This is a genomic window from Enhydrobacter sp., assembly GCA_025808875.1.
In the GTDB taxonomy this organism is placed as follows: Bacteria; Pseudomonadota; Alphaproteobacteria; order Reyranellales; family Reyranellaceae; genus Reyranella.
Window position 1 is genome coordinate 2,343,033 of sequence record CP075528.1, and the last position, 23,603, is coordinate 2,366,635.

At 68.8% G+C, this 23,603-nt stretch carries 21 protein-coding genes; 9 read left to right on the forward strand and 12 right to left on the reverse strand.

The window, feature by feature from the left end:
- Nucleotides 1–12: 12 nt before the first annotated feature.
- The 8 genes from KIT25_11565 to KIT25_11600 form a co-directional block, all read right to left on the reverse strand.
- Complete coding sequence (locus KIT25_11565) at nt 13–984, reverse strand: ABC transporter permease (protein UYN97529.1); 972 nt, start codon at nt 982–984, stop codon at nt 13–15.
- A gap of 27 nt (nt 985–1,011) precedes the next feature.
- Nucleotides 1,012–2,616 (reverse strand): hypothetical protein, encoded by a 1,605-nt coding sequence (locus KIT25_11570; GenBank protein UYN97530.1) that lies wholly within the window; start codon nt 2,614–2,616, stop codon nt 1,012–1,014.
- Between the two features lie 39 nt (nt 2,617–2,655).
- On the reverse strand, nt 2,656–3,648 hold the full coding sequence (locus KIT25_11575) for an ABC transporter ATP-binding protein (GenBank protein ID UYN97531.1): 993 nt from the start codon (nt 3,646–3,648) through the stop codon (nt 2,656–2,658).
- The gene (locus KIT25_11580) at nt 3,645–4,649 is read right to left on the reverse strand and encodes an ABC transporter ATP-binding protein (GenBank protein ID UYN97532.1); all 1,005 of its coding nucleotides are present in this window, start codon (nt 4,647–4,649) and stop codon (nt 3,645–3,647) included. The genes KIT25_11575 and KIT25_11580 overlap by 4 nt, the downstream gene beginning before the upstream one ends.
- A gap of 166 nt (nt 4,650–4,815) precedes the next feature.
- Nucleotides 4,816–6,063 carry an MFS transporter gene (locus tag KIT25_11585; protein UYN97533.1) on the reverse strand — a complete coding sequence of 416 codons (1,248 nt, stop codon included), beginning with the start codon at nt 6,061–6,063 and terminating at the stop codon, nt 4,816–4,818.
- Nucleotides 6,064–6,068: 5 nt separating this feature from the next.
- Nucleotides 6,069–6,860, reverse strand: a complete 792-nt coding sequence (locus KIT25_11590) for a c-type cytochrome (GenBank protein ID UYN97534.1) — start codon at nt 6,858–6,860, stop codon at nt 6,069–6,071.
- Entirely contained in the window at nt 6,857–7,603 is a 747-nt protein-coding gene (locus KIT25_11595) for a sulfite exporter TauE/SafE family protein (protein ID UYN97535.1), read from the reverse strand. Before KIT25_11595 ends, KIT25_11590 begins: the two co-directional genes overlap by 4 nt.
- A gap of 5 nt (nt 7,604–7,608) precedes the next feature.
- On the reverse strand, nt 7,609–8,823 hold the full coding sequence (locus tag KIT25_11600; GenBank protein ID UYN97899.1) for an acyl-CoA dehydrogenase: 1,215 nt from the start codon (nt 8,821–8,823) through the stop codon (nt 7,609–7,611).
- Between the two features lie 115 nt (nt 8,824–8,938).
- Here KIT25_11600 and KIT25_11605 point away from each other — a divergent pair, with 115 nt between their 5' ends.
- Together KIT25_11605 and KIT25_11610 are read left to right on the forward strand one after the other, a co-directional pair.
- Nucleotides 8,939–9,361, forward strand: a complete 423-nt coding sequence (locus KIT25_11605) for a hypothetical protein (GenBank protein ID UYN97536.1) — start codon at nt 8,939–8,941, stop codon at nt 9,359–9,361.
- A gap of 422 nt (nt 9,362–9,783) precedes the next feature.
- Nucleotides 9,784–10,617: a hypothetical protein gene (locus KIT25_11610; GenBank protein UYN97537.1), complete on the forward strand. Its 834-nt coding sequence runs from the start codon at nt 9,784–9,786 to the stop codon at nt 10,615–10,617.
- A gap of 65 nt (nt 10,618–10,682) precedes the next feature.
- Here KIT25_11610 and KIT25_11615 read toward each other — a convergent pair whose 3' ends face one another.
- Both KIT25_11615 and KIT25_11620 read right to left on the reverse strand, forming a co-directional pair.
- On the reverse strand, nt 10,683–12,119 hold the full coding sequence (locus tag KIT25_11615) for a hypothetical protein (protein UYN97538.1): 1,437 nt from the start codon (nt 12,117–12,119) through the stop codon (nt 10,683–10,685).
- Nucleotides 12,120–12,415: 296 nt separating this feature from the next.
- Nucleotides 12,416–13,885 (reverse strand): M20 family metallopeptidase, encoded by a 1,470-nt coding sequence (locus tag KIT25_11620; protein ID UYN97539.1) that lies wholly within the window; start codon nt 13,883–13,885, stop codon nt 12,416–12,418.
- Between the two features lie 46 nt (nt 13,886–13,931).
- On the opposite strand from KIT25_11620, the gene yghU reads away from it, so the two are divergent.
- On the forward strand, nt 13,932–14,813 hold the full coding sequence (yghU, locus tag KIT25_11625; GenBank protein ID UYN97540.1) for a glutathione-dependent disulfide-bond oxidoreductase: 882 nt from the start codon (nt 13,932–13,934) through the stop codon (nt 14,811–14,813).
- A gap of 145 nt (nt 14,814–14,958) precedes the next feature.
- On the forward strand, nt 14,959–15,657 hold the full coding sequence (locus KIT25_11630) for an SDR family NAD(P)-dependent oxidoreductase (protein ID UYN97541.1): 699 nt from the start codon (nt 14,959–14,961) through the stop codon (nt 15,655–15,657).
- Here the strand turns inward: KIT25_11630 and KIT25_11635 are convergent.
- Nucleotides 15,642–16,739, reverse strand: a complete 1,098-nt coding sequence (locus KIT25_11635) for an FAD-binding oxidoreductase (GenBank protein ID UYN97542.1) — start codon at nt 16,737–16,739, stop codon at nt 15,642–15,644. The two genes, KIT25_11630 and KIT25_11635, sit on opposite strands and share 16 nt — an antisense overlap.
- Before the next feature lie 112 nt (nt 16,740–16,851).
- Here KIT25_11635 and KIT25_11640 point away from each other — a divergent pair, with 112 nt between their 5' ends.
- Together KIT25_11640 and KIT25_11645 are read left to right on the forward strand one after the other, a co-directional pair.
- On the forward strand, nt 16,852–17,073 hold the full coding sequence (locus tag KIT25_11640; GenBank protein UYN97543.1) for a hypothetical protein: 222 nt from the start codon (nt 16,852–16,854) through the stop codon (nt 17,071–17,073).
- Between the two features lie 10 nt (nt 17,074–17,083).
- On the forward strand, nt 17,084–17,428 hold the full coding sequence (locus KIT25_11645; GenBank protein UYN97544.1) for a hypothetical protein: 345 nt from the start codon (nt 17,084–17,086) through the stop codon (nt 17,426–17,428).
- A 204-nt stretch (nt 17,429–17,632) separates the two neighbouring features.
- Here KIT25_11645 and KIT25_11650 read toward each other — a convergent pair whose 3' ends face one another.
- On the reverse strand, nt 17,633–20,509 hold the full coding sequence (locus tag KIT25_11650) for an Rne/Rng family ribonuclease (protein ID UYN97545.1): 2,877 nt from the start codon (nt 20,507–20,509) through the stop codon (nt 17,633–17,635).
- 398 nt (nt 20,510–20,907) lie between these two features.
- Between KIT25_11650 and KIT25_11655 the strand changes: the two genes are divergently transcribed.
- From KIT25_11655 to KIT25_11665, 3 genes are all read left to right on the forward strand, one after another.
- Nucleotides 20,908–21,714, forward strand: coding sequence for an N-acetylmuramoyl-L-alanine amidase (locus tag KIT25_11655; GenBank protein UYN97546.1), 807 nt, complete (start codon nt 20,908–20,910; stop codon nt 21,712–21,714).
- Between the two features lie 178 nt (nt 21,715–21,892).
- The gene (locus tag KIT25_11660) at nt 21,893–22,420 is read left to right on the forward strand and encodes a hypothetical protein (protein ID UYN97547.1); all 528 of its coding nucleotides are present in this window, start codon (nt 21,893–21,895) and stop codon (nt 22,418–22,420) included.
- A 227-nt stretch (nt 22,421–22,647) separates the two neighbouring features.
- Nucleotides 22,648–23,583 (forward strand): serine hydrolase, encoded by a 936-nt coding sequence (locus KIT25_11665; GenBank protein ID UYN97548.1) that lies wholly within the window; start codon nt 22,648–22,650, stop codon nt 23,581–23,583.
- Nucleotides 23,584–23,603: the final 20 nt, after the last annotated feature.

The window sequence follows — 23,603 nt, forward strand, 5'->3', positions numbered from 1 at the left end:
ACGCGGCGTACCTCACGAGAAGCGGATTCGCGGATCGAGCCAGGCATAAAGCAGGTCGACCACGAGGTTGGTGACGACGAAGATGGTCACGACCAGCATGACGAGCGCCTGGGTCAGGACGTTGTCCTGGTTCTGCACCGCCAGCACGAACAGCTTGCCGATCCCGTTGAGATTGAAGACCTGCTCGGTGACGACGAGACCGCCGATCAGGAAGGCGAACTCGATGCCGATCAGCGTTACGACCGGCAGCAGCGCGTTCTTGAGTGCGTGCCGGTTGACGATCAGTTGCTCCATCAGGCCCTTCGAGCGGGCGGTGCGGATGTAGTCTTCACGCATCACCTCCAGCATCGCCGATCGCGTGAGCCGCATCGTGACGGCCGAGTAGCGGTAGCCCACGGTGATGGCCGGCAGGATCACGATCGACAAATTGCGGATCGGGTCCTCCCAGAACGAAACGTACGTGATCGGCGGCATCCAGGCCTTGCCGGTGGCGAGGTAGGTGATGTCGAGCACCAGCACCAGCGACATGATGCCGAGCCAGAAGGACGGCGTGGCGATGCCGGCGATGGCGAACATGCGCACGAAATGGTCGAGCCAGGTATTCTCCTTCAGCGCCGAGATCGTGCCGAGGGGAATGGCCAGCAGGATGGCGATGACGGTCGCCATGACGGCAATCTGCAGAGACACCGGCAGGCGTTGGCCGATCTCGTGGACCACCGGATGGCCGGACCACATCGAGTTGCCGAAGTTGAAGGTCGCGTAGTTCCATATGAAGTCGAAGAACTGGATGATCAGCGGATCGTTCAGGCCGAGCGACTCGCGGCAGGCGTTGACCGATGCCGGATCGACGTGCGCGCCACCCGAACCGAGCCGGATGACGCACACGTCTCCCGGAATGAGACGCATCAGGATGAAGACCAGTGCGGCGGCCCCGAGCAATGTCGGGACCGCCAACAGCAGGCGCTTGACGATGTACTGGTACATCCGTCTCGCTCCGTTACGAGGTTGCCTCTACTTGTCCAGCCAGATGTTGGCCAAGTCCTGGTTCAGGTAGTGGCTGGCGCTGATCTTCCAGCCCTTCACGTACGAGCGATGCGGCACGATGCGGTACCAGTAGGGTGTCACGATGGCGTGCGCCATGGTGTCCAGCGTGTGCTTCTCGTACTCCCGCATCGCCGCGCGCTGGGCCTTCGGGTCCGTCGCGTCGAGCATCTTGTTGTAGAGCTCGACCGACTTGGGATCCTCATAGCCGCCGTAGCTCTCCGGATAGACCGACTGCGGCAGGTACTTGCCGGTGTCGAGAGCCGGATTGACCACGCTCTGGCAGTTGGCGTCGACGACGACGTCGAAGCTGGCGGTGCGCATGGCCTGGAACCACGGGCCGGTCGGCACGACCTTCTGTTCGACCTCGAGGCCGATCTTCTTCCACTCGCCGATCAGCCACGTGCCGACGAACTTGTAGGGCTGGTCGACGTTGCGGTTGGTCAGCTCGAACTTCAGGCCTTCGGCGCCGGCCTCCTTGAGGAGACGCCGCGCCTCGGCGCGGGACTTCTCGATGTCGGGCCAGTAGCCGGCCATCTGCTGCAGCTCTTCCTTGGTCGCCGCCAGAGGCGAACCGGGGAACACGATGCCGCCCACGGAGCGGACGATGGCGATCTTGGACAGGGCGGGAGCGCCCCTCCAGTGGTCGATGGCGAGTGCGAGCGCGCGGCGTACCCGCACGTCGTCGAACGGCTTCTTCTTCTGATTCGCCGTGATGATGTTGCCGCAGTTCCAGTCGCTGTCCTGGACGACGATCTCCTTGCCGGCCTCCTTCACCAGCTCATCGCGCGCCGATGGCGGCATGCCGCGGAACTCGATGGCGGCACGATCGCCGCGAATGGCGTCGACGCGGACCGACTGCTTGGCCGCGAAGATGCCCTCGATGGCGTCGAGATAGGGTTGCCCCTTGTGATAGTAGTCCGGGTTGCGCACGCCCTTGATCGACTGGCCGATCTGGTACGAAACGAACTTGAACGGGCCGGAGCCCATGATGTTCTTTTCGTACCACTTCGGATCCTTGTCGAGGATCTCCTTCTTGTAGATCCAGGTGAAGGGGTCGGCGAGCGCCGGCAGGAACGCGGCCGACGGCTTCTTGAGGCGGAAGACGACGGTGGTGTCGTCCGGCGCCTCGATCTTCTCGACCATGGAGTAGTAGCTGATGCGGGCGCTGGTGACGCCCTGCGGCGGGAACACGATCTTGTTCCAGCTCGCGGCGACGTCCTTGGCCGTCAGGGGGCTACCGTCGTGCCACTTGACGCCTTCCCGGATCTTGAAGGTGTAGGTCTTGCCGCCATCGGTCGGCGTCGGCATCGCCGTGCAGAGATCGCAGACGAACTCCGTCGTCGACGCCGGATTGTCCGGTGGCACCCGGATGAGCACGCTGTAGTAGGGCGCGACCGCATGCACGGTGGCGAACGTCGTTTCGCGATGGCCGTCGAAGCTCGGCGAAGCATCCGCCGAGATCATGTAGGTCAGTGTGCCGCCCTTCTTGGGCGTCTGCGCGCCGGCAGGCGCCGCCGCAATTGCCGCCGCCAGGCCGAGGCCAGCGGCCCATACTCCCGTCCGAAAGCTCATCGCTTCCTCCTTCCCGTCTATTCGTTCTGCATCGAACGCTTACGCCACTTCACTACACGCTACCCAATGGCCAGGCCGCAATTCGCGCAGCGCCGGCCGACTCTTCTTGCAGCCTTCCACGGCCGAGGGGCAGCGCGGATGGAACACGCAGCCGGACGGCGGGTTGATGGGACTGGGCACCTCGCCCTTGGTCGGGCGGAACTGCCGCGCCGCTTCCACGCGCGGGTCGGGCACCGGAACGGCGGACAGCAGCGCCTGGGTGTAGGGATGCATCGGATTGTCGAACAGCTCGTCGCAGGACGCCATTTCGACGATCCGTCCGAGATACATCACGGCGACGCGCTGGCACAGGTGCCGAACGACCGACAGGTCGTGCGCGATGAAGAGATAGGTGAGACCGAAGCGCTCGCGCAAATCTTCCAGCAGGTTGATGACCTGGGCCTGGATCGACACGTCGAGGGCCGAGACGGCTTCGTCGCAGACGATGAATTCCGGGTTTAGCGCGAGGGCGCGCGCGATGCCGACGCGCTGCCTCTGTCCGCCCGACATCTCGTGCGGGTATCGGTCGGCGAACTTGGGGTCGAGGCCGCAAATCGACAGCAGCTCGGCGATCCTGGCGGCGCGGCGGCGCGGGTCGGGCTCGACTCCGTGGACCTTGATCGGCTCGCCGATGATGTCGCCGACCTTCATGCGCGGATTGAGCGAGCTGTAGGGATCCTGAAAGATCACCTGCATGCGCCGCCGCAGCACATTCAGATCCCTGCGCTCCATGTGGGCGAGGTCCTGGCCGTCGTACAGGATCTGGCCGGCCGTCGGGCGCTCGAGACGAAGAATGCAGCGCCCCGTCGTCGTCTTGCCGCAACCGCTCTCGCCGACCAGGCCGAGCGTCTCGCCGCGGCCGATCGTGAAGTCGACGCCATCCACGGCCTTGACCTCGCCGACCTTGCGCGAAAGCACGATGCCCTCGGTGATCGGGAAGTGCATGGCGAGCTGCCGCACCTCGAGCAGCGGCGATTGGACCTCGGCGTTCATGCGGCGGCTTCCGAGACGGGAAGGAGCGCTTCCTTGCTGCGAAAGCACGCGGCGAAATGGCTGGGCTCACCCACCGATTCCAGAGGGGGCCGCGATTCGGCACAGCGCGCGACGGCAAACCGGCAGCGTGACCGGAAGGAGCAACCGCCATCGAGCCGCGTGAGATCGGGCGGCTGGCCATCCACCGGGTCGAGGCGCGCGCGCCGCGGCTGGTCGAGGCGGGGAACCGAGCGGAGCAGCGCCATCGTGTAGGGGTGGCGCGGGTTGTGATAGATCGCGTCGGCCATGCCGGCCTCGACGATGCGGCCTGCATACATGACGTTCACGCGCCTGGCGTAGCGCGCGACGACGCCGAGATTGTGCGTGATGATGATCAGCGCGACATTGAACCGGTCCGACAGCGACTTCATGAGCTCGAGGATCTGCGCCTGGATGGTCACATCCAGCGCCGTCGTCGGCTCGTCGGCGATGATGAGCTTGGGATTGCAGGCAAGGGCGATGGCGATCATGACGCGCTGGCGCATCCCGCCCGAAAGCTGATGAGGATACTGCCTCAGTCGCCGCGCCGGATCGGCGATGCCGACCAACTCGAGCAATTCGACCGCCCGCCGGTCGGCGGCGGTCCGATCCACCCCCTGGTGCTGTTCGAGCGTCTCGGTGATCTGCCGGCCGATGCTCAGGACAGGATTGAGGGACGTCATCGGCTCCTGGAACACCATGCCGATGTCGCGGCCGCGCAATTCGCGCATTTCGGCTTCGGAGACGCTCAGCAGGTCGCGCCCATCGAACAGAATCTGCCCGGCGGTGATCTTGCCGGGCGGGTCGGCGATCAGCCGCAGGATGGAAAGCGCGCTGACCGACTTGCCGGAACCGCTTTCGCCGACGACGGCGACCGTCTCTCCCTGGTCGACCGAATAGGAGATTCCATCCACGGCCGGAACCAGTCCCGCACCGGTACGGAACTCGGTATGCAACCCCTTGACCTCGAGCAGTGCCGCCATGCGCTCCCTCTGCCTCGCTCGGCTAAAGAGGAGGCATCGCCGCGCGCACACACGCTGACGACCCACACACCTGCCGAAAACCTTACAACGACGAAGCCTGTTTCCTCATATCCCGCTACCGCCAATGGATTCCGGCGGGCGCGGCCTCTTGCGGGCCGGATGGACCCTACGAAACGGGGCGGCGCGCTGCAAGCGCGGCAATGGCGGCGAGTGCAGCCAAACCACCGAACAGGGTCAACGATCCCGTGTAGTCGCCGCTCCAGTCGCGCAGGATGGCGGACAGCAGCGGCCCCGCCGCCTGGGCGAGCACCTGCATCGACAAGGCAACGCCTCGGATCGCACCGTAGCTCTCGCGGCCGAAATAGTCGGCCCAGGCCATCGGCAGGAGGGTCATGATGCCGCCGATTCCCAACCCGAAGACGCTGGCGGCCGCGAACGCCATCGGGGCGGCATCGACGGCGATCAGGCCGAAAGAGCCGATACTGAGCAGAATTGCGGCGCCGAGCATCGAGTAGCGAATCGGCCAGCGTCGCGGCAGGAAGCCGACACCGAAACTCGCGACCGCGGACATGGCCGAAAAGGCGCCGATCACGGTGGCGGCGGTGAACGAGGAGATGCCGCGTTCGAGAAGATGCGGCGCCTGGTGGAGGCTGACGCCGGCTTGCACGGGAAAGACGAGCACGGTGTAGAGCGACAACAACCAGAAGGCCGACGTGCGCATCGCCTGGCGTCGCGTGAAACGAGGTTCCGCCAGGGGAACCCGACTGCCATCCACAGGGCTGCGATCCGGCGTGAGGCCGACGTCTTCCGGCCGGCGCACCAGCAGGAGCCAGACGGGAACGAAGCCGACGACGAGGACCGTCGCGCCGACGGCGATCCATCCGTCGCGCCAGTCGCCGCCCGAAATGGCGAGTTGGGCGATGATCGGCAGCGCCACGAGCCCCGACATCTGCGCCAGCGTGTTGATCGAGGTGGCGAGCGCGCGGCGCGCGACGAACCAGTTGTTGAGCGCGCCATAGAGTCCGAGATCGAACGGACCGGCCCAGTTCATGCGCGCGAAGCAGAACAGCGCGTAGAACATCAGCAGGGACTGGGTGAACGACAGCGCCATGGTCGCAAGGCCCGTCCCGGCCACGGCGAGGCAGAGGACGAGGCGCGCGCCGCGCCGATCGAGGAAGGGGCCGAGAAAGGGCGAGAGGATCGCGGCCAGGACGCCGCCCAGCGATACCGCCCCCGAGATCTGCGTGCGCGTCCAGTCGAGCTCGGATGTCATCGGCACGACGAAGATCGACAGTACCGCCACGGCCGGCCCCTGCCGCGCGAAGCCCGCCAGGCAGAGACAGCCGAGGACGACCCAGCCGTAGAAGAAGGGCAGGCGGGGAACGAGCCAGAGGGCGAGCGGCGGCGCGCGCATGGCGCTTACCGTGGCCGGTAGTGCGGCCGGGGTTGAGCGATGAGATAGGCCGCCACGTCCCATGCCTCCTGGAGCGTGAGCAGCGGATTCGCCGGGTCGACGCCGCGGGGCATGTTGCTGCGGATGAAACCGACGGCCCGGTCGAAACGATCCATGCCGGCACCGTCATTGAAGCTGTCGGGCCCCCAGAGCGGCGGGAACCGGTAGCCTCGGGCCTCGGTCGCCGAGCCGATGCGCACGCCGAGGCCATCGGCCTGGTGGCAGGCCGCGCACACGCGGGCATGGACCTGGGCGCCGCGCGCCGCGTCCGCCGGTTCGGGCGGAGAGGCGGCGGGCGCCGACGGCTCGATGTGCGGCCGATCGGCGAGCGACTGGAGGTAGGCGAGAAAGCCCGCCATCTCCCGCGACGTCTCGGGAAGCGGCCGCCCGTTCATCGATCGGGTCATGCATTCGTTGATGCGCTCGGGCAGGGTGATGGTGCGATCGCTCCGCGCCGAGTACTTGGGGTAGGTCCCGACGACCCCGAGGAGCGGCAGGCCCGCCCGGTTGGTGCCGCCGTCGAGGTGGCAGTTCGTGCAGGCCAGGTTGTTGCCGGCGAAGCGCATCGCGGGATCGGAGACGTTGGGGCCGATGACGGCGAAAGTCTCGGAGACGAGGCGCGATCCGTAGTCGAGCTCGGTCTGCTGCTTCGATTGCGGCTCACTCGTGACGGCGACCGGCCGGTGGGTGGCGAGCACACCGAGGCCCACGGCGAGGCACAGCGCGAAAAATCCGGCGGAAAAGGTGGTGAGTTTCATTGCAGCGACGTCGCGACCAGGATGATACCCGAGAGGCCGAGCATGGCGAGCACGATCCTGCGGAACTGTTCGTCGTTGACGCGCCCATACAGCTTCAGCCCGATGCGCGTGCCGACCAGGGATATCGGCAGCGCGATCGCGGCCCACAGCAGCCAGGTGCGGTCGAGAAGGCCGCTGAGGGCCGCCGACACCAGGGCGAGGAACAGGATGGTCATGTTGAAGGGCTGGTTGACGCCGCGTTGCTCGTCGCGCGGCCAGTTGCGCAACTGGACCCAGGTGACGGGAACGGGGCCCGACAGGCTCGCCATGCCGCCCAGAACGCCGCCGACGAAGCCCGCGGCGCCATCGGCGATGCGGCCGCCCCATGTCACGGTCGGCGGATGGCGCACGAAGAAGGTCCAGGAGACATAGGCGACCAGCAGGATTCCGACGCCGAGCTTCAGCGGGTCGGGCTGCACCCGGGTGAGCAGCGTCGTGCCGAGCGGTACGCCGACCAGCCCGCAGGCGAGGAACGGCCATAGCCGCGGCCAACGCACGCCGCGCCAGATCGACGGCAGGGCCTGGACGTGCCCACCGACCGCCCCCAGCGCGACCAGGGGCGCCGCCATCGTCGGCGGCATGGCATGCAGCCAGAACCCGAGGGCCGCCAGCGCGTAGGCGGTGCCGGTCAACCCATTGACGAAACCGGCCACCGCGGCGCCCGCGACGACGATGGCGATGTCGCCGGCGGGCGGGAAGTCCACCGCTCTCAGGCCCCGGCGGAGAAGGCCTGGATGCCGGTCATCGACCTGCCGAGAATCAGGGCATGCACGTCGTGGGTGCCCTCGTAGGTGTTGACGGCCTCGAGGTTCATGACGTGGCGGATCACGTGATACTCGTCCGACACGCCGTTGCCGCCGTGCATGTCGCGCGCCTGGCGGGCGATGTCGAGTGCCTTGCCGCAGTTGTTGCGCTTGATCAGCGAGATCATCTCGGGCTGGGCGTGGCCCTGGTCCTTCAAGCGGCCGACGCGCAGGCAGGCCTGGAGACCGAGCGCAATCTCGGTCTGCATGTCGGCGAGCTTCTTCTGGATGAGCTGGTTGGCCGCAAGCGGCCGGCCGAACTGCTTGCGGTCGAGCGTGTAGTTGCGCGCCTGCTTCCAGCAGAACTCCGCGGCGCCCATGGCGCCCCAGGCGATGCCGTAGCGCGCGTTGTTGAGGCAGCCGAACGGACCGCCCAATCCCGACACGTTGGGCAGCATGTTCTCGGCCGGCACCATGACCTCGTCCATCATGATGGCGCCGGTCACCGAGGCGCGCAGGCTGAACTTGCCCTCGATCTTGGGCGTCGTGAGCCCCTTCATGCCGCGTTCGAGGATGAAGCCGCGGATCGCGCCGCCATCGAGCTTGGCCCACACCACCAGCACGTCGGCGATCGGCGAGTTGGTGATCCACATCTTCGAACCCGACACCTTGAAGCCGCCGGGCACGGTGACGGCGCGCGTCTTCATGCCGCCCGGATCGGAGCCGTGGTCGGGTTCGGTGAGGCCGAAGCAGCCGACCCATTCGCCCGTGGCGAGCTTCGGCAGGTACTTCAGGCGCTGTTCTTCCGTGCCGTAGGCGTAGATCGGATGCATGACCAGCGAGGACTGCACGCTCATCGCCGACCGATAGCCCGAATCGACCCGCTCGACCTCGCGCGCGACCAGCCCGTAGGTCACGTAGTTGGCGCCGGCGCAGCCGTACTTCTCGGGCAGGGTCGAGCCGAGCAGGCCGAGCGCGCCCATCTCGTTCATGATCTCGCGATGGAACTTCTCGTGCCGATTGGCCTCCAGCACGCGGGTCATCAGCTTGTCCTGGCAATAGTCGCGCGCGGCGTCGCGAATGGCCACTTCCTCCTCGGTGAGCTGGTCGTCGAGGAAGAACGGATCCTCCCAGTCGAAGGGCCTGGCGTCGGCGCTGATGCCCTTGGCGGCACTCTTCATGGGGGTGGCGGCAGTGGCCATGAATCTCTCCTGAATGTGTTCGCCGGGTCTTATCAGGGACGGCCACGGGCGCCAACCCGATGCTAGACTGGGGCGGAGAACGAGAGGAGGCGACATGCGCACCGCCGTCATCGGGTTCATCGCCGGCTTCGTCGGCGTGCTGGTTTTCCATCAATTCGGCTTCTACGTTTCCAACGAGCTCGGCCTCACGCGGGCCAATCTCTACAACCTGCGACCGGTGCCGCCTTTCGGGGTGCCGACGATCCTTTCGGCGGCCTTCTGGGGCGGGCTGTGGGGTATCGCCGCGGCGTTCGTCGTGGAGCGGCTGGCACCGCCCCTGAACGGGCCGCTCGGCTGGATCCTGTTCGCGGGTGTCGTCGTCACCTTGGTCAACTGGTTCGTGGTGCTGCCCATCAAGGGCGTCCCGGTGGGCGGCGGCTTCCGGATGCCGGGCGTCGTCGCCGTTCCCGTGGTCTATGCCTTCTGGGGCTTCGGGATGTGGGCGATCGCCACCGGACTTCGTCGCGTCTGGAAGTGAGATCGCGCGACGTCGTGCGACGTCCCGGCGGCTGACGTCCGGACGGGCGATCGCAAATAACGGCGATTTATTCGGCGACATGGCGCGACCATAGCCGCTGGGGTTCGGGCGAGCCTAATCGGGTCGACGGATTCGGGCGGATGCAGATGCCATCGGCATCGAAGGCGGATTCGATCCCGGCTCGACCTCGGCGGCGGCGGAAAATAACGGCGATTTATTCGGACCGCGGGCGCCGCCGGGGCCGCGGGCGGCCGCGCGGGTGCGTCTGGTCGACGGAACGCGGCGGATGCCGACGGCATCGGCATCGAAGGCCCGTTCGACCGGCCCTCGGGGAGAGTCGGCGGAGAGTCAGATTCGTCTGCGGGAGAGTCAGATGCGTCGGTTCGCTGGCAATCGGCGATGGCCGACCGCATATCGCGACGATGAAGAAGAAGGACACACGCTTTGGCAAGGGCAACACGGCCGGCCGCGGCCGTACCCCCGGCGTCAGGAACGCGGCGACCCTGGCGCGCGAGGCGATGCTGGAGGGGCTGTACGAGCAGGCGCGCGAAGTGCTGCAACAGGCGTTGGACAAGGGCAGCGAATCGGCGGCCAAGTTCGTGATCCGCATGGTGTGCGGTCAGCCGCGCGGGGCGGTGGTGAAGCTCGACCTGCCGCGCACCGACACGATGGCGGGGGTGGACGAGGCGGAGCAGGTGGTGATCGCGGCGGTTGCGTCGGGCGAGCTGTCGGCGGCCGATGCGCTGGCGTGGTCGGCGCTGTTCGACATGCGTCGGCGCTCGATCGAGAAGCGCGATCTGGAGCGTCGGGTCGAGGCGGCGACGCGGGCGCAGAAGGAGAACACGGAGTTCGCGCAGGCGCTGGTGGCGACGGCGCGCGGCGAGGACGATGCACCGGAGGCGGATGCACCGGCGGCGGGGTCGAGCCGGATGGAGAAGGACCTGGCGGCGGTGGAGGCGGCGGCGCGGCCCGACCTGCCGCGCGGCCAGCGCATGAACATCATCGCCGATGCGATCCTGAGCAAGACCGATGCGGAAGGCGTCGAGCGCGTGCGCGCGGCGGCACGCGGGGTGCTGAAGGAGCAGCAGGCGCGGCGCGAACGCGAGGCCGCGGCCGCCGCCGCCGCACGTCCCGCGCCGGACGATCCATCGCAGCCGGAGCAACAGCCGCCCGCGCAACCGCCGTCGGAGCAACCGTCGCCGCGTCCACACGCGCCGCCGAATTGGCCGTTCTCGTGCCCTCCGCCAGGCTCCTGACGGACGCCAGCCGGCGCCGCAAGCTGGCGGACGCACAGCACCTTCGATGACGGGTGAGAGCAACGTCAGACTGTGGGGCCGGATCGTGAGGAGGGTGCCACAAGCCGTGGATAGAGGCTGCGCCGGTAGAGGCCGTGAAGCCGGGCAGCGAGACGCTCTGCCCCATGAATCTGATCGAGCGCACCGATCGTCGAAGCCATGTCGTGGGCTTCGGCTGCCAACTCAAGCGCCCGGCCTAGTCTCAGCGTCCGAGCATAGCCTGCCGCCAGCTTTCGCGTGGCTCTTACGGCAAATCCGGATGGTGGCTCAAGGCGCAACAGTTCACGACCTTGCTCCATCGTCGATATGCCGTCCCGCCAATTGCCAGCCATGACCAATGCATGCCCGAGTTCACTGAGAGCGTCACCGTACGATGCGCCACCCATTTCAGAGCGCAGCTCGGCGACCCGTCGGTAGTCGGCGATGGCAGCCTCCGTTCGGTGGAGCCTTAGATGAATGCTCCCTCGCACCCCCAAACCGCTCGTGACATCGCCGCCGAGGGCGAGAGACGCCTCGACATGTTGAAATGCCAACTCGAAGAGATCGCGTCGGTGAGTCGAAAGCTTCGCGATCGAATAATACGCGCTGGCAAGCGCGCCGTGAGGGATCACTTTCGGCAGGTCGGTCGAGGCGACTGACACCGAACGAGCACGGGCTTGTGAACCCAGTGCCGCCAAACACCCCAGGACCGCGTGAGAGTGCAAGCCGTACCATGCCCCTGAACTCGACCAGGCACCCAACGCTCGATCCCAAAACGGCACGTAGGATCTGAACTCGGCCTTGCCGAACGGCGCACCCATCAGTGCGCGAATCGCCAACCAGAGGAATGTGAGTCGGCGATGATGTTGAGTCGCTGCAGTCGCGCGCTCCAGCACGAGCTGGATGGTTTTCGGTCTCGGCGGTGCGAGGTCAGGATCGCCAACTCCCTCCAAGAATTGCAGCGGCGGCGGTTCGTCTTTGACTCGGTAGTCACGATGCCTGATTCGATGCAGGGTATCGACAAGCGTCGACAGCCTCGGCAAAGGCAGCCGCCTCAGCCACTTTGGCCGGTCATACACCTGAAGGAGTCGATCGACCCGCTTCAGGATATGGTCCTCAGACACCGGATCGAGACTGAAGCCTGGGAAACACGGCTCGAGTAGTCGAAGTAGCTGTGCCAGCCTGGGCTCCGGATCGAAGCCTTGCTGAAGGAAGATGAAGGTCGGCTTTCGGAGCAGAGCCGCTTCGAACAGCTCCAGCTCGAAGAAGGAGCTAGGAACTGCGTCCCGGTCCGAAAGTTTGATCGGTGTACCGTGGCGCTTCGTCAGCACTACGACAAGGCAGTCCGCAGTCCGTACACCCTCGAGGCACAGCTCCGCCTTGTCGAAAGGCTCCAAGAGGCTGTCTCGGTCGAGTTCGCGGAAGTCCTCGGCCATCCAAATGGGGCGCACAGCACCGGTCGCCACATGATCGCCCCCGGTCATCTCCCGGATCCGGCGCCGAATCGCGAGAGGAGATCCGAGTGGATCCTCGAAGCAGGACGACAGAAATATCGATGGTCTGTTGGCCTTCATCCAATGACTGCCTGAGCCATGTCCGTCAACGTCGAGAACGTATCATGGCGTTGCTTGCGACCTCTATCCAGGGATGGGTAGAGTTCGTCAGTTGATGCTCCACGCGTGGAAGCTGTCGGCTTCTCGTTGTGTTCTGCGGCTTACGAGGCTTGGCCAGTCTACCAACACGGCCGCGTAGCGATGCGCGGTCGCTCAGTCGACCGACATCAAGTGTTCATGCCCACCTCCAGCTGCACGTCGTCGCGCGCGCGATGGGCGGCGATCAGGCGGGCGACCGCCATGGTGACGCGCTTGCCGGTCGGGATGTGCAGGAATTCGTTGGGGCCGTGGGCGTTGGCGTGCGGGCCAAGCACGCCGGTGATGACGAACTGCGTGTCGGGGAACTTCTCGCCCAGCATGCCCATGAAGGGGATCGAGCCGCCTTCGCCCATGTAGGCGGCGGGCTGGCCGAACGCCTCCTGCGAGGCCTGCGTCACGGCCCCCTCCAGCCACGGCGCGAGCGGCGGGGCGTGCCAGCCGCTCTGTCCGCCCTGCGCCTCGAACGTGACCTCCGCGCCATAAGGCGGATCGGCTTCGAGCGCGCGCTTCAGCGCCTGCTCGGCGGCGTCGGCGTCGAGCGTCGGCGGCACGCGCAGGCTGAGCCTGGCGGTGGAATAGGGCAGCAGCACGTTGCCGGCGTCGCCCGGCGCCGGATAGCCGTCCATGCCGACGATCGCGAGCTGCGGCCGCCAGGTGCGGTTCAGCACCAGGTCGGCGAGCTCGCTCGCCATCGGCTTCGTCGTGCCGGCGAAGGGGAAGCGATCGTGGACCGAGCTGCCCAGCACCTTCGCCGCGTCCCTCGCCTGGGCGATGCGCTGCGGCGGGATCTGCACGTAGAGGTCGGCCAGCCTGATCTCGCCGCTCGCCTCGTCCTCGATGCGCGAGAGGAGCGCGCGCAGGAGACGGAAGGAGGAGGGCACGATGCCCGAGGCGTCGCCCGAATGGACGCCTTCGGTCAGCACGCGCACCTGCAGCGTGCCCGAGGCGATGCCGCGCAGCGACGTGGTGAGCCACAGGCGGTCCCAGTCGCCGCAGCCCGAATCGAGGCAGACGACGAGCGAGGGGTTGCCGATGCGCGCCTTCAGGTGATCGACATAGTGCGGCAGGTCGTAGCTGCCCGATTCCTCGCAGGCCTCGATCAGAACGACGCAGCGGGCGCGTGGCACCTTCTGCTCGCGCAGGGCCAGCAGCGCGGCGAGGCAGCCGTAGATCGCGTAGCCGTCGTCGGCGCCGCCGCGGCCGTAGAGCCTGTCGCCCTTCAGCACCGGCTTCCACGGCCCGAGATCCTCGGCCCAGCCCTTCATCTCGGGCTGCTTGTCGAGATGGCCGTAGAGCAGCACGGTGTCGTCGGCGTTTCCCGCGCCCTCGCCCTCGCCGTCGCCCGGCACCTCGATGAAGATCAGCGGCGTGCGGCCGGGCAGGCGGACCACCTCGAGCGTGGCACCGGGGAAGCCCTCGAGCTGACCGCGGGCCCAGCCCTCCATGAGCCCGACGGCGTCGTCCATGTAGCCGTGCTCGGCCCATTGCGGGTCGAAGGCGGGCGACTTGTTGGGGATGCGGATGTAGTCGGTGATCGACGGCAGGATGGCGTCGTCCCAGAAGGCGCCGACGAAGCGCCTGAGTTGTTCGGTGTCCATGGGGAGGTGTTATAACGCGGGAAACGTCTTCGAGGGGATCAAGCGCATGAGCACAGACTACGTACCGCCCAAGGTCTGGACCTGGAGCAAGGAGAACGGCGGCCGCTTCGCCAGCATCAACCGGCCGATTGCCGGAGCGACCCGCGACAAGGAGCTGCCGGTCGGCAAGCACCCGTTCCAGCTCTATTCGCTGGGCACGCCGAACGGCCAGAAGGTCACCGTCATGTTCGAGGAGCTGCTGGCGCTCGGCCACGCCGGCGCCGAGTACGACGCCTGGCCGATCCGGATCGGCGAGGGCGAGCAGTTCGGCTCGGGCTTCGTCGCCATCAACCCCAACTCCAAGATCCCGGCGCTGCTCGACCGCAGCGGGCCGAAGCCGGTGCGGGTCTTCGAATCGGGGGCGATCCTGATGCATCTCGCCGAGAAGTTCGGCGCCTTCCTGCCCAGGGTCGGCGACCCGCTGCGCGCCGAGTGCCTGTCCTGGCTGTTCTGGCAGATGGGCAGCGCGCCCTATCTCGGCGGCGGCTTCGGCCACTTCTACGCCTACGCGCCGACCAAGATCGAATACGCCATCGACCGCTTCGCCATGGAGACCAAGCGCCAGCTCGACGTGCTCGACCGGCGGCTGGCCGAGAGCCGGTTCCTCGGCGGCGACGACTACACGATCGCCGACATCGCGGTGTGGCCGTGGTACGGCGGGCTCGCCAAGGGCCTGCTCTACGGCGCCGGCGAGTTCCTCGCGGTGCAGGACTACAAGCACGTCCAGCGCTGGGCCGACGAGATCGGCGCGCGGCCGGCGGTGAAGCGCGGCCGCATCGTCAACCGCCTGCAGGGCGATCCCAAGGCGCAGCTGCGCGAACGACACGACGCCAGCGACTTCGAGCTGCGCACCCAGGACAAGCTCGAGCCCAGCAAGGCCGCGAGCTGAACCCAAACCGTTCCTCCCCTTGCCGACGCAAGGGGAGGTGTCAGCGTCTTGCGCTGACGGAGGGGTGGGTCATGACCCCTCCGGCCCTGCGGGCCACCTCCCCAGCTTCGCTGGAGCGGAACGACCAGAGAAAGGCGAGGATCGCATGACGAACCTGAAGGGCGCGCACGTCGTCGTCACCGGCGGCACCGGCGCGCTGGGTGTCGCCGTGGTGAAGGCGCTGGTCGGGGCGGGCGCGCACTGCCACATCCCGGCGATCGAGACCGCCGTGCCGGCCGATCGCTTTCCCGGCGATGGCGTGTCGGTGACGACCGGCGTCGATCTGTCGAGCGAGGAGGCGGTGTCGGCGTTCTACGACAAGCTGCCGCCGCTCGCCGCGGCGGTGAACATCGCCGGCGGCTTCGCCTGGGCGCCGATCGCCGACAGCCCGGCCAGGGTCTTCCAGGCGCAGATGGCGATGAACTTCCTGTCGTGCGTGCTGAGCTGCCGTGCCGCGGTGGCGAACTTCCGCAAGGCGGGGCAGGGCGGGCGCCTCGTCAACATCGCGGCCAGGCCGGCGCTCGATCCGCGGCAGGGCGCCAACATGACGGCCTATACCGCGTCGAAGGCGGCGGTCGCGGCCTTCACCGTGGCGCTCGCCGAGGAACTGAAGCGCGAGGACATCGTGGCGATCGCGCTGGCACCCTCGACCATCGACACGCCGACCAACCGCGCCGACATGCCGAAGGCCGATCACGCCTCGTGGGTGAAGCCCGCCGCGATCGCCGAGCTGATCGTGGCCCATGTCGCCCTCGCCGACCCGATCAACTCGGGCGCGCTGATCCCGGTCTACGGCAAGGCCTGAGGCCGCAGCCGGCCCGGCGCGAAGGGCGCGAGATCGACCCGCGGCGAGGCGCCGTCGAGAATCAGGCCGGCCATCGCCTCGCCGGTCGCCGGCGCGTTGAGCATGCCCCAGACGCTGTGGCCGGTCGCGACATAGGCGCCCGGCGTGCCCGGCACCGCGCCGATCAGCGGCAGGCCGTCCTCGGTGACGGGACGGTAGCAGGCCTGGCGCGCGACGATGGGGGCGGCGGCGAGCGCGGGCGAGACGGCGCGGCAGAGCCGCTCGAGTCGTCCGTGCGCGCCCGGGTCGGGGCCGACCGCGGCGGGATCGACCGGCAGCGACGCCGTGCTCGACACGGCGCAGGCCCACACCGTGCCGTCGGCGCGCGCGAACAGCTCGGGCGTCAGCACCTCACCGCTCGCCTCGGTGTACTCGAGGAACAGCGCCTCGGCCGGCACCGCATCGCCGGTGCGGAAGATCAGGCTGTGGCCCTTGAGGCCGAACACCAGCGGCAGCGGCAGCCAGCGCGCCGCCAGGATCGACCATGGGCCGAGCGCGATCACGACGGCGTCGCCCTCGACGGTCCCGCCGTCCGCCAGCACGATTCCGCGCGCCGCACCCGAGGCGTCGCGCCGCAGCCCGGCGACCGTGCCCTGCGTCAGTTCGGCGCCGTGCCGTTGCGCGGCCTGCATCAATCCCTGCGTGAAGGCGCGCGGCTCGACGATCGCCGTCGTCTCGCGGCCGCCGATCCGGCCCTGCAGGGTTACCGCGCCGGAGAGCCAGGGCCGCGCACCGGGGCCGGAAACGTCGTCGCCCTCGATGGCGTGGCCGGCGAAGGTGTCGAGGCGGCGATGGCCCCACGGGTTGCCGAGCGTTTCGGCGAGCTCGGCGTGCAGGGCGAAGCTGCGCCGCGCCAGCCGGTCGAGCGCCGTGCCGCGGCACCAGTCGAGGGCGAGGAAGCCGCCCGATTTGCCCGACGCCGCGCCGCCCACCTCGTGGCGCTCGACCACGACCGGCGTCGCGCCGCGCCGGCCGAGAAAGTAGGCGACGGCCGCGCCGATCGCGCCGCCGCCGCAGATCACGATGCGCCGCGCCGCTGGCATGCGCGACCATAGCAGATCAGCCGACCCCGTTCGCTCGCGCTGGACCCGATCCCGCCGCCGGCGATAGAATCACCGCGTCGCGCTCTGTCGTTTCGCGCGCCAGGAGGAAGTGATGAAGGCGTTTGCTCCCTTGACCGTCGCCGCGCTGCTGCTGTGCGGCGCCTGCGACAAGCCGATGACGGGTGGCGAGAAAGGCGCGATCGCCGGCTCGGCGCTGGGCACCGGCATCGGCCTGGTCACCGGCGGCAGCTTCGGCACGGTGGTCGGTGCCGGCCTGATCGGCGGCGCGGCGGGCTTCCTCGCCGGCACCGCGCTGGACAAGAGCAGCAAGTAGGAGCCGCACCATGCGAACCGCGACTCTCGCCACCGTTTTCGCCGGCGCTCTCGCCGCCACTCTCTCCGCCGGCGCGGCCGTGGCCCAGACGCCGCCGCCGATCAGCTTCGAGCGCGCCGTCTACGTGACCTGCCGCGAGGCCCACGACATGACGGCCGAGGCCCGTCGCGGCCTCGCCATCTTCCTCGCCGAACACGCCGCGCGCCATCGCGGCGTCGTCCTGCCGGACGGCGACCACGGCGCCCATCTCGCCCTGCTGGTGCGCGGCGGCTGCACGATCTCGCCCGACGCCTACCTGTTCACGGTGATCGACCGCGCCGTCGTCGCCGAGCAGTCGCGGATGACCAGGCGCTAGCCGGAGGCGGTTTCGTCAGTCGGTCGCCACGGCGATGCGGCCGCCGCGGCGCGCGGAAAATCTCGACCGTCTCCAGTTCCTCCCCGGCGGCGCGCAGGCGCTGGTAGGTCTGGTCGAGGGTGGCACGCAGGGTGACGACGTTCATCGCTCGTTTCCTCGGTGTCGAGGAAACCTAGCAGACCGTCGCAACGGCAGCGACGACGGCTAGCGCCGCCACCAGCCGCGCTTGGGCTTCTCCGGCGGCGCGTCGGCGGAAATCGTCGGGACCACGACCGACGGCGGCGGAGGCGGCGGCGGTGGCGCCGGCTCGGACGGCGCTTCGGCCATCGCCGGCTGCGGTGCAACCGCGATCACCGGCGGCGGTGCGGGCGGCTCGGCCGCGATCGGTTCGCGCGCCTCGTCGCCATATTCCTCGTGCCGCCGCGCGACTGGGGCTTCGCCGTCGAGCGGGATGGCGGGCGCGGTCGGTTCGGGCGACCCGGTCGCCTCCGGCGACCCGGTCGCTTCGGGCGAGCCATCGTGCTCCCAGCCGCCGGTCTCGCCGTTCTCGCGGCGCCGGCGGCGTCCGCCGCGCCGGCCGCGGCGTCGGCGGCGATCGCCGTCGGCCGCATCGCCGGCGTCGGCCTCGCGCTCGCCATGCTCGGGCGGATTCTCCTCGGTGGCGTAGGCCGGCGCCTGCTCCTCGCCATCGGCGGGTGCCTCGCCGGAATCGCGCCGGCGGTCGCGGCGTCCGGGGCGATCGTCGTCCGGCGCGTGGCCGTTGGCGCCGTCGCCCTCCGTCGCGCCGCGCTCCTCGCCGTCACGCCGGGGACGCCGGCGGCGACGCCGGCGGCGGCCGCGGCCGCGTCCGTCGCCTTCCTCCTCGCCGTGCCCGTCGCGCTCGTGCCCGTCGCGCTCGTGCTCGCCGTCGGCCGAAGGCGCGTCGCCGTCGTCGCTTGCCTCGGCGGTCTCGGCGGCGGCCTCGCCTTGCGCATGGTCATAGCTCGCGCGCGCGGTTTCCTGCGCCGGTCGTTCGGAATCGCGGCGGCCGCGCACCCTCTCGATCTCGCAGTCGGCGGCGTGCAGCTCCTCGTCGGCCTCGACGATGACGGTGAAGCCGTAGCGCTTCTCGATCTCCGACAGGGCGTGGCGCTTGTGGTTGAGCAGGTAGAGCGCGACGTTGGGCGGCACCGAGACGACGATCTCGCTGGCACGGCGGCGCACGCCCTCCTCCTCGATGGCGCGCATGGCGTGCAGCGCCGCCGATTCGATCGAGCGGACGCGGCCGGTGCCGGCGCAGTGCGGGCAGATCTCGGTCGAATGCTCGAGCAGCGAGGGCCGCAGCCGCTGGCGCGACATCTCGAGCAGGCCGAAGGCCGAGATGCGGCCGATCTGGATGCGCGCGCGGTCGTGGCGCATCGCGTCCTTGACCCGGTGCTCGACCTGGCGCTGGTGGCGGTTCTCCTCCATGTCGATGAAGTCGATGACGATCAGGCCGGCGAGGTCGCGCAGGCGGACCTGGCGGGCGATCTCCTCGGCCGCCTCGACGTTGGTGCGCAGCGCCGTCTCCTCGATGTTGCGCTCCTTGGTGGCGCGGCCCGAGTTGACGTCGATGGCGACCAGCGCCTCGGTCGGATTGATGACGATGTAGCCGCCCGAGCGGAGCTGCACGACCGGCGAGTGCATGGCGTCGAACTGGCTTTCCACCTGATAGCGATGGAAGAGGGGGATCGGCTCCTTGTAGGGCCGCACCTTGTCGGCCTGGTGCGGCACCAGCTGGCGCATGAACTCCGACGCCGCGTCGAACCCCGTCTCGCCCTCGACCAGCACCTCGGCGATGTCGGTGTCGTAGACGTCGCGCAGACTGCGCTTGATGAGGTCGCCCTCCTCGTAGATCAGCGCCGGGGCGGTCGAACGCATGGTGAGCTCGCGGATCGAATCCCACAGCCGCGACAGGTATTCGTAGTCGCGCTTGATGTCGATCTTGCTGCGCTCCAGCCCGGCGGTGCGCAGGATCACGCCCATGCCCTGCGGCACCTCGAGCTCGGCCAGCATCTCCTTCATGCGCTTGCGGTCGGCCGGGTTGGAGATCTTGCGGCTGATGCCGCCGCCGCGCCCGGCATTGGGCATCAGCACGCAGTAGCGGCCGGCCAGCGAGAGGTAGGTGGTGAGGGCGGCGCCCTTGTTGCCGCGCTCCTCCTTGACGACCTGCACCAGCAGGATCTGCCGGCGCTTGATGACTTCCTGGATCTTGTACTGGCGCACCGACGGATAGCGGCGGCGCCGTTCGCGGCGCTCGCGCTCCTCGCCCGAATCGTCGCCGCCCAGGGTCTCGACGGTCTGCGGCACCTCGGGCTGCGGCGCCTCGGCGGGATCGGCCGGAACGGCGTCGGTCGATCCCTCGAGAGCGGGACCATCGAGTCGCTCGGCGGGAATCTCGGCCGCCTGTGCGGCGGGGGCGGGCTCGGCCAGCGGATCGCGCGGCGGCTCGTGCGCCGTCTCGGCGACTGGCGGTGGCTCGGGCGCGGCTTCGACGACGGGCGCGGCCTCGATGGCAGGTTCGGCGCGCGCCTCTTCCTGCGGCTCGGGCTGCGCCTCGGGGACGGCCTCGGGGACGGGAGCCTCGGGGACGGGCGCCTCGGAGGGCGGCGACATCGGCAGCGCCTCGTCGGACGCCGCGAGGTCGACGGGAGCCGAATCGGCGCCCCTATCCGCACTCGTTTCGGCGGCTTCGCGATATTCCTCGCGCACGTCTTCTATGTCGCTGCGGTCGATCCGGTGGCGCGACGGCGCCGGCTCGGAGTCGTCCTCGGCCAGGCGCTGCTGCTCGGCCAGCAGCTTCTCGCGGTCGGCGACGGGGATCTGGAAGTAGTCGGGATGGATTTCCGAGAAGGCCAGGAAGCCGTGGCGGTTGCCGCCGTACTCGACGAAGGCCGCCTGCAGTGACGGCTCGATGCGGATCACCTTGGCCAGGTAGATGTTGCCCTTGAGGGGCTTGCGGCTGGCCATCTCGTAGTCGAAATCGGTCAGCTTGGTTCCGTCGATCACCACCACGCGGGTTTCTTCCGGGTGGCTGGCGTCGATCAACATGCGGCGTGCCATGGGCTCGCTCTCCGAGACGCCGCGTTCGGGCCGGTGCGAGCGCCCAGCGGACGGGCCGCCTCCTTGGCGCGAGGGGGACGGTGCGCCATCGACCCGTCGAACGATCGGCCGGCCAAAGCCGGACACGACCAAGACGGGGAAGCATCGCGCCGCCGGGCCAAAACGCGGCCCTGCCGACCTCGAGGTTCCTGTTAGCCACCGCCTGCCTGACAATCCCGCGGCCCTCCCGTCTGGGGGTACCGGCGGGGCTGCCGTCGGAGCGCGGCCCACCCGGGGGGCGCTTCGAACGACGGCGACTGCTCGCCCGCGCAACATACGGTGTTCGCCGCTTACCGACAATCAATTAGTGTCGATCTGAAGAAATTGCGATAATTCATTGATAATGTTAGAAAAGGACCATGCGGCGTCGTGACCTCCTCGCGCTTGCCCTGATCCTCGGGGCCACGCCGGCCTGGGCAGCACCCAAGGTCCGGCCCAAGTCGTTCGGCAAGCCGGCTCCCAAACCGGCACCCAAGCCGCGACCACGGCTGATCGCCATCGATCCCGGCCATGGCGGCCGCGATCCCGGCGCCATCGGCGGACGCGGCACCCGGGAAAAGACCGTGGCGCTGCAGGTCGCCCGGCTGCTGCAGGCCGAGTTGCAGGCCAAAGGCCGCTACCGTGTGCTGCTGACACGCAGCACCGACATCTATCTGCCGCTGCGCGCGCGCGTGGCGCGGGCCCAGAACGCGCGCGCCGACCTCTTCCTGTCGCTGCATGCCGACGCCCATCCCAATCCCGAGGTGCGCGGCGCCTCGATCTATACGCTGTCCAACTCCGCCTCCGACCGCGAGGCCGAGGCGCTCGCCGCCAAGGAGAACCGCGACGAGGGCCGGGCGATGATGTCGGACACGGTGACGCGCACCCTGGTGGCGATGGAGCAGCGCGGCACGGTGAACGATTCGCGGCGCATGGCGCGCACCATCGTCACCACCTTCGGCCGCTCGGGCGTGCGGCTGCTGGCGCGCGCGCCGCATCGCGAGGCGGGCTTCGCCGTACTCACCGCGTCCGACGTGCCGGCCTGCCTGGTCGAGCTCGGCTACCTTTCCAACCGCCACGACGAGAAGCTGCTCACCGTGCGCCAGCATCAGCTCGCGCTGGCACGCGCGCTGCGCGCCGCCGTCGATGCGCATTTCGCGCCGGTCGACACGAGGCGGACAGCGTAACCGACGTCGACTTCCTCAGGCCGCCGCCTTGTCGGAAATAGTCACTGGCGTGCCGGGTGCGGGCCCGGCGTTGACGATGCGCGATCGTAGATGCCCTCGCGCGGGAGCCATTGCCACAAGACCGCCCCGATCGACGGCGACGATCGGCGCCGTCGATCGGGAAAGATAGGGAGGCACCATGGCCGTCACACGGAAGGAAGAGAATCGCGCCCTGAGCTCGGATGAGCGGGACCTCGTCGGCAAGTCGCATCATCCGGCGGTCCAGGGACTTTCGGACGCCGAGCTCTCCGAAGTCGTGAAGCTGGTGCGTGAACGGCGCGACCGGGCGAGGACCATGGCCGATCGGCGCCGGCGCGAGATGCGCGGCAAGTCAGAGCCGCGCGGCGCCACGCCGGCGCAGGCCGACGACGGCTCGAAGCTCAAGCTGGCGGTGCTGGCGTCGGCGATGCGGCGGCTCAACGGCGAAGCCGAGAGGCGCCGGCGGATGGGCGCACGCCTCGCGCTGGTGGCGAGCGCGCACAAGGCGTTGGCGATGAAGCAGGCGGAGTCGAGAGGGAACGCCGCGGCATCCCTGAACACCAGGCACGCCCATGGCGGCCTGCGGCGAAAGGAGAACCCGCGCGCGCCGGCGCTGGTGCGTCCGATGGAGCGCGGCCGGCTGCGCAAGGCCGCCGCCGTCGCCCAGGCGAAACGCGACGCGCGGTGACGGTCGCGGCTCTCCGTTGGCAAAAGACCTGCGCGTCGGGGCGCGTTTGACGCATCCGCCCTCCCGGGTGGCAACGGGGCTGCGTCCGGCATTCGTGAATCCGGGGACGGGACCGAAGGCGAGGATCTGGAATGGGCCATGGCACACGGAATCCGCAACCGGATCGCTCGGCGACGTCCGCAGGCGACGACAGGGCGTTCCCGCGAAGGGCGCTGATGCCCTTGGCGGTGGCGGCGCTGGCCGCGCCGGCCATCGCGGCGCGGGCCCAGCAAGGTGAAGCTCCCGCGGCGGTGAAGCGCACGGTCGAGCGGTTCGCGAGATTGCCCTCCGCCAGTTGCCTCGTCGTCAGCGAGCGGGCGGGCGGAGGGTGGCGGACCGAGCACGACGCCCGGTCTCGCCGATTCGTCGGCAGCGCGGTGAAGACCTTCATCCTCGCCCAGTTCCTGCGCGATGTGGAAGCGGGGCGTCTGAGCGAGGATCGACCGGTCGCGATCGACGATGGCGTGCGCTCGCTGAGCAGTCCGGTGTTTCTCGGGTTGGCCGGGACGACGCCGGCTCGAAGTGTCCTGGAAGCGATGATCGCCCATAGCGACAACACCGCCACCGATGCGGCGATGGCGCTCGTCGGCGTCGATCGGATTCGCGGGCTGATCAAGGAAGCCGGGCTTGCGGAAACACAGATAGTCGACTCGACTCGCCGACTCTTTTCGTACCTGGCGGGCGCCGCGGACGGCGTCGACGTCGGTTGGGACGGCATGCAGAAGATCGCGGCCGGCGACCAGTTCGGCCCGCCCCGCGCCGCCGTGAACGACAGGCAAACGATGATGAGCACGGCCGAAGAGCTGGTTCGATGGTACCGCCTGGCCTTGCGCGGCGAGTTCTTCGGGAAACCGGAGACCCTGCGCGAGTTCAAGCGCATCCAGGCGACGGCCACTGCCTTGTCCCAGGTCGTTCCCGGCGATGTCGTTTCCTACGGCAAAGGCGGCAGCATCGATTGGAACGGCTTCCATGCCGTCAGCCTTCCCGGGCAGATGATCGTCGACGGCGCGCCGACGACGTTCTGCTTCACCATCAATTGGACGGGCGAGGACGGCACGGTCGCTCCGACATTCGCCGAGTACAGGGAAGCGGTTGCCGCGATCCTGGCCGAGGTGGCCCGGTAGCGGGAACCCACCCGCCGGCG

Coding starts and splice junctions, on each gene's coding strand:
- KIT25_11565 (UYN97529.1), bottom strand. CDS start 984: ATGTACCAGTACATCGTCAAGCGCCTGCTGTTGGCGGTCCCGACATTG.
- KIT25_11570 (UYN97530.1), bottom strand. CDS start 2,616: ATGAGCTTTCGGACGGGAGTATGGGCCGCTGGCCTCGGCCTGGCGGCG.
- KIT25_11575 (UYN97531.1), bottom strand. CDS start 3,648: ATGAACGCCGAGGTCCAATCGCCGCTGCTCGAGGTGCGGCAGCTCGCC.
- KIT25_11580 (UYN97532.1), bottom strand. CDS start 4,649: ATGGCGGCACTGCTCGAGGTCAAGGGGTTGCATACCGAGTTCCGTACC.
- KIT25_11585 (UYN97533.1), bottom strand. CDS start 6,063: ATGCGCGCGCCGCCGCTCGCCCTCTGGCTCGTTCCCCGCCTGCCCTTC.
- KIT25_11590 (UYN97534.1), bottom strand. CDS start 6,860: ATGAAACTCACCACCTTTTCCGCCGGATTTTTCGCGCTGTGCCTCGCC.
- KIT25_11600 (UYN97899.1), bottom strand. CDS start 8,823: ATGAAGAGTGCCGCCAAGGGCATCAGCGCCGACGCCAGGCCCTTCGAC.
- KIT25_11605 (UYN97536.1), top strand. CDS start 8,939: ATGCGCACCGCCGTCATCGGGTTCATCGCCGGCTTCGTCGGCGTGCTG.
- KIT25_11610 (UYN97537.1), top strand. CDS start 9,784: ATGAAGAAGAAGGACACACGCTTTGGCAAGGGCAACACGGCCGGCCGC.
- KIT25_11615 (UYN97538.1), bottom strand. CDS start 12,119: ATGACCGGGGGCGATCATGTGGCGACCGGTGCTGTGCGCCCCATTTGG.
- KIT25_11620 (UYN97539.1), bottom strand. CDS start 13,885: ATGGACACCGAACAACTCAGGCGCTTCGTCGGCGCCTTCTGGGACGAC.
- yghU (UYN97540.1), top strand. CDS start 13,932: ATGAGCACAGACTACGTACCGCCCAAGGTCTGGACCTGGAGCAAGGAG.
- KIT25_11630 (UYN97541.1), top strand. CDS start 14,959: ATGACGAACCTGAAGGGCGCGCACGTCGTCGTCACCGGCGGCACCGGC.
- KIT25_11635 (UYN97542.1), bottom strand. CDS start 16,739: ATGCCAGCGGCGCGGCGCATCGTGATCTGCGGCGGCGGCGCGATCGGC.
- KIT25_11640 (UYN97543.1), top strand. CDS start 16,852: ATGAAGGCGTTTGCTCCCTTGACCGTCGCCGCGCTGCTGCTGTGCGGC.
- KIT25_11645 (UYN97544.1), top strand. CDS start 17,084: ATGCGAACCGCGACTCTCGCCACCGTTTTCGCCGGCGCTCTCGCCGCC.
- KIT25_11650 (UYN97545.1), bottom strand. CDS start 20,509: ATGGCACGCCGCATGTTGATCGACGCCAGCCACCCGGAAGAAACCCGC.
- KIT25_11655 (UYN97546.1), top strand. CDS start 20,908: ATGCGGCGTCGTGACCTCCTCGCGCTTGCCCTGATCCTCGGGGCCACG.
- KIT25_11660 (UYN97547.1), top strand. CDS start 21,893: ATGGCCGTCACACGGAAGGAAGAGAATCGCGCCCTGAGCTCGGATGAG.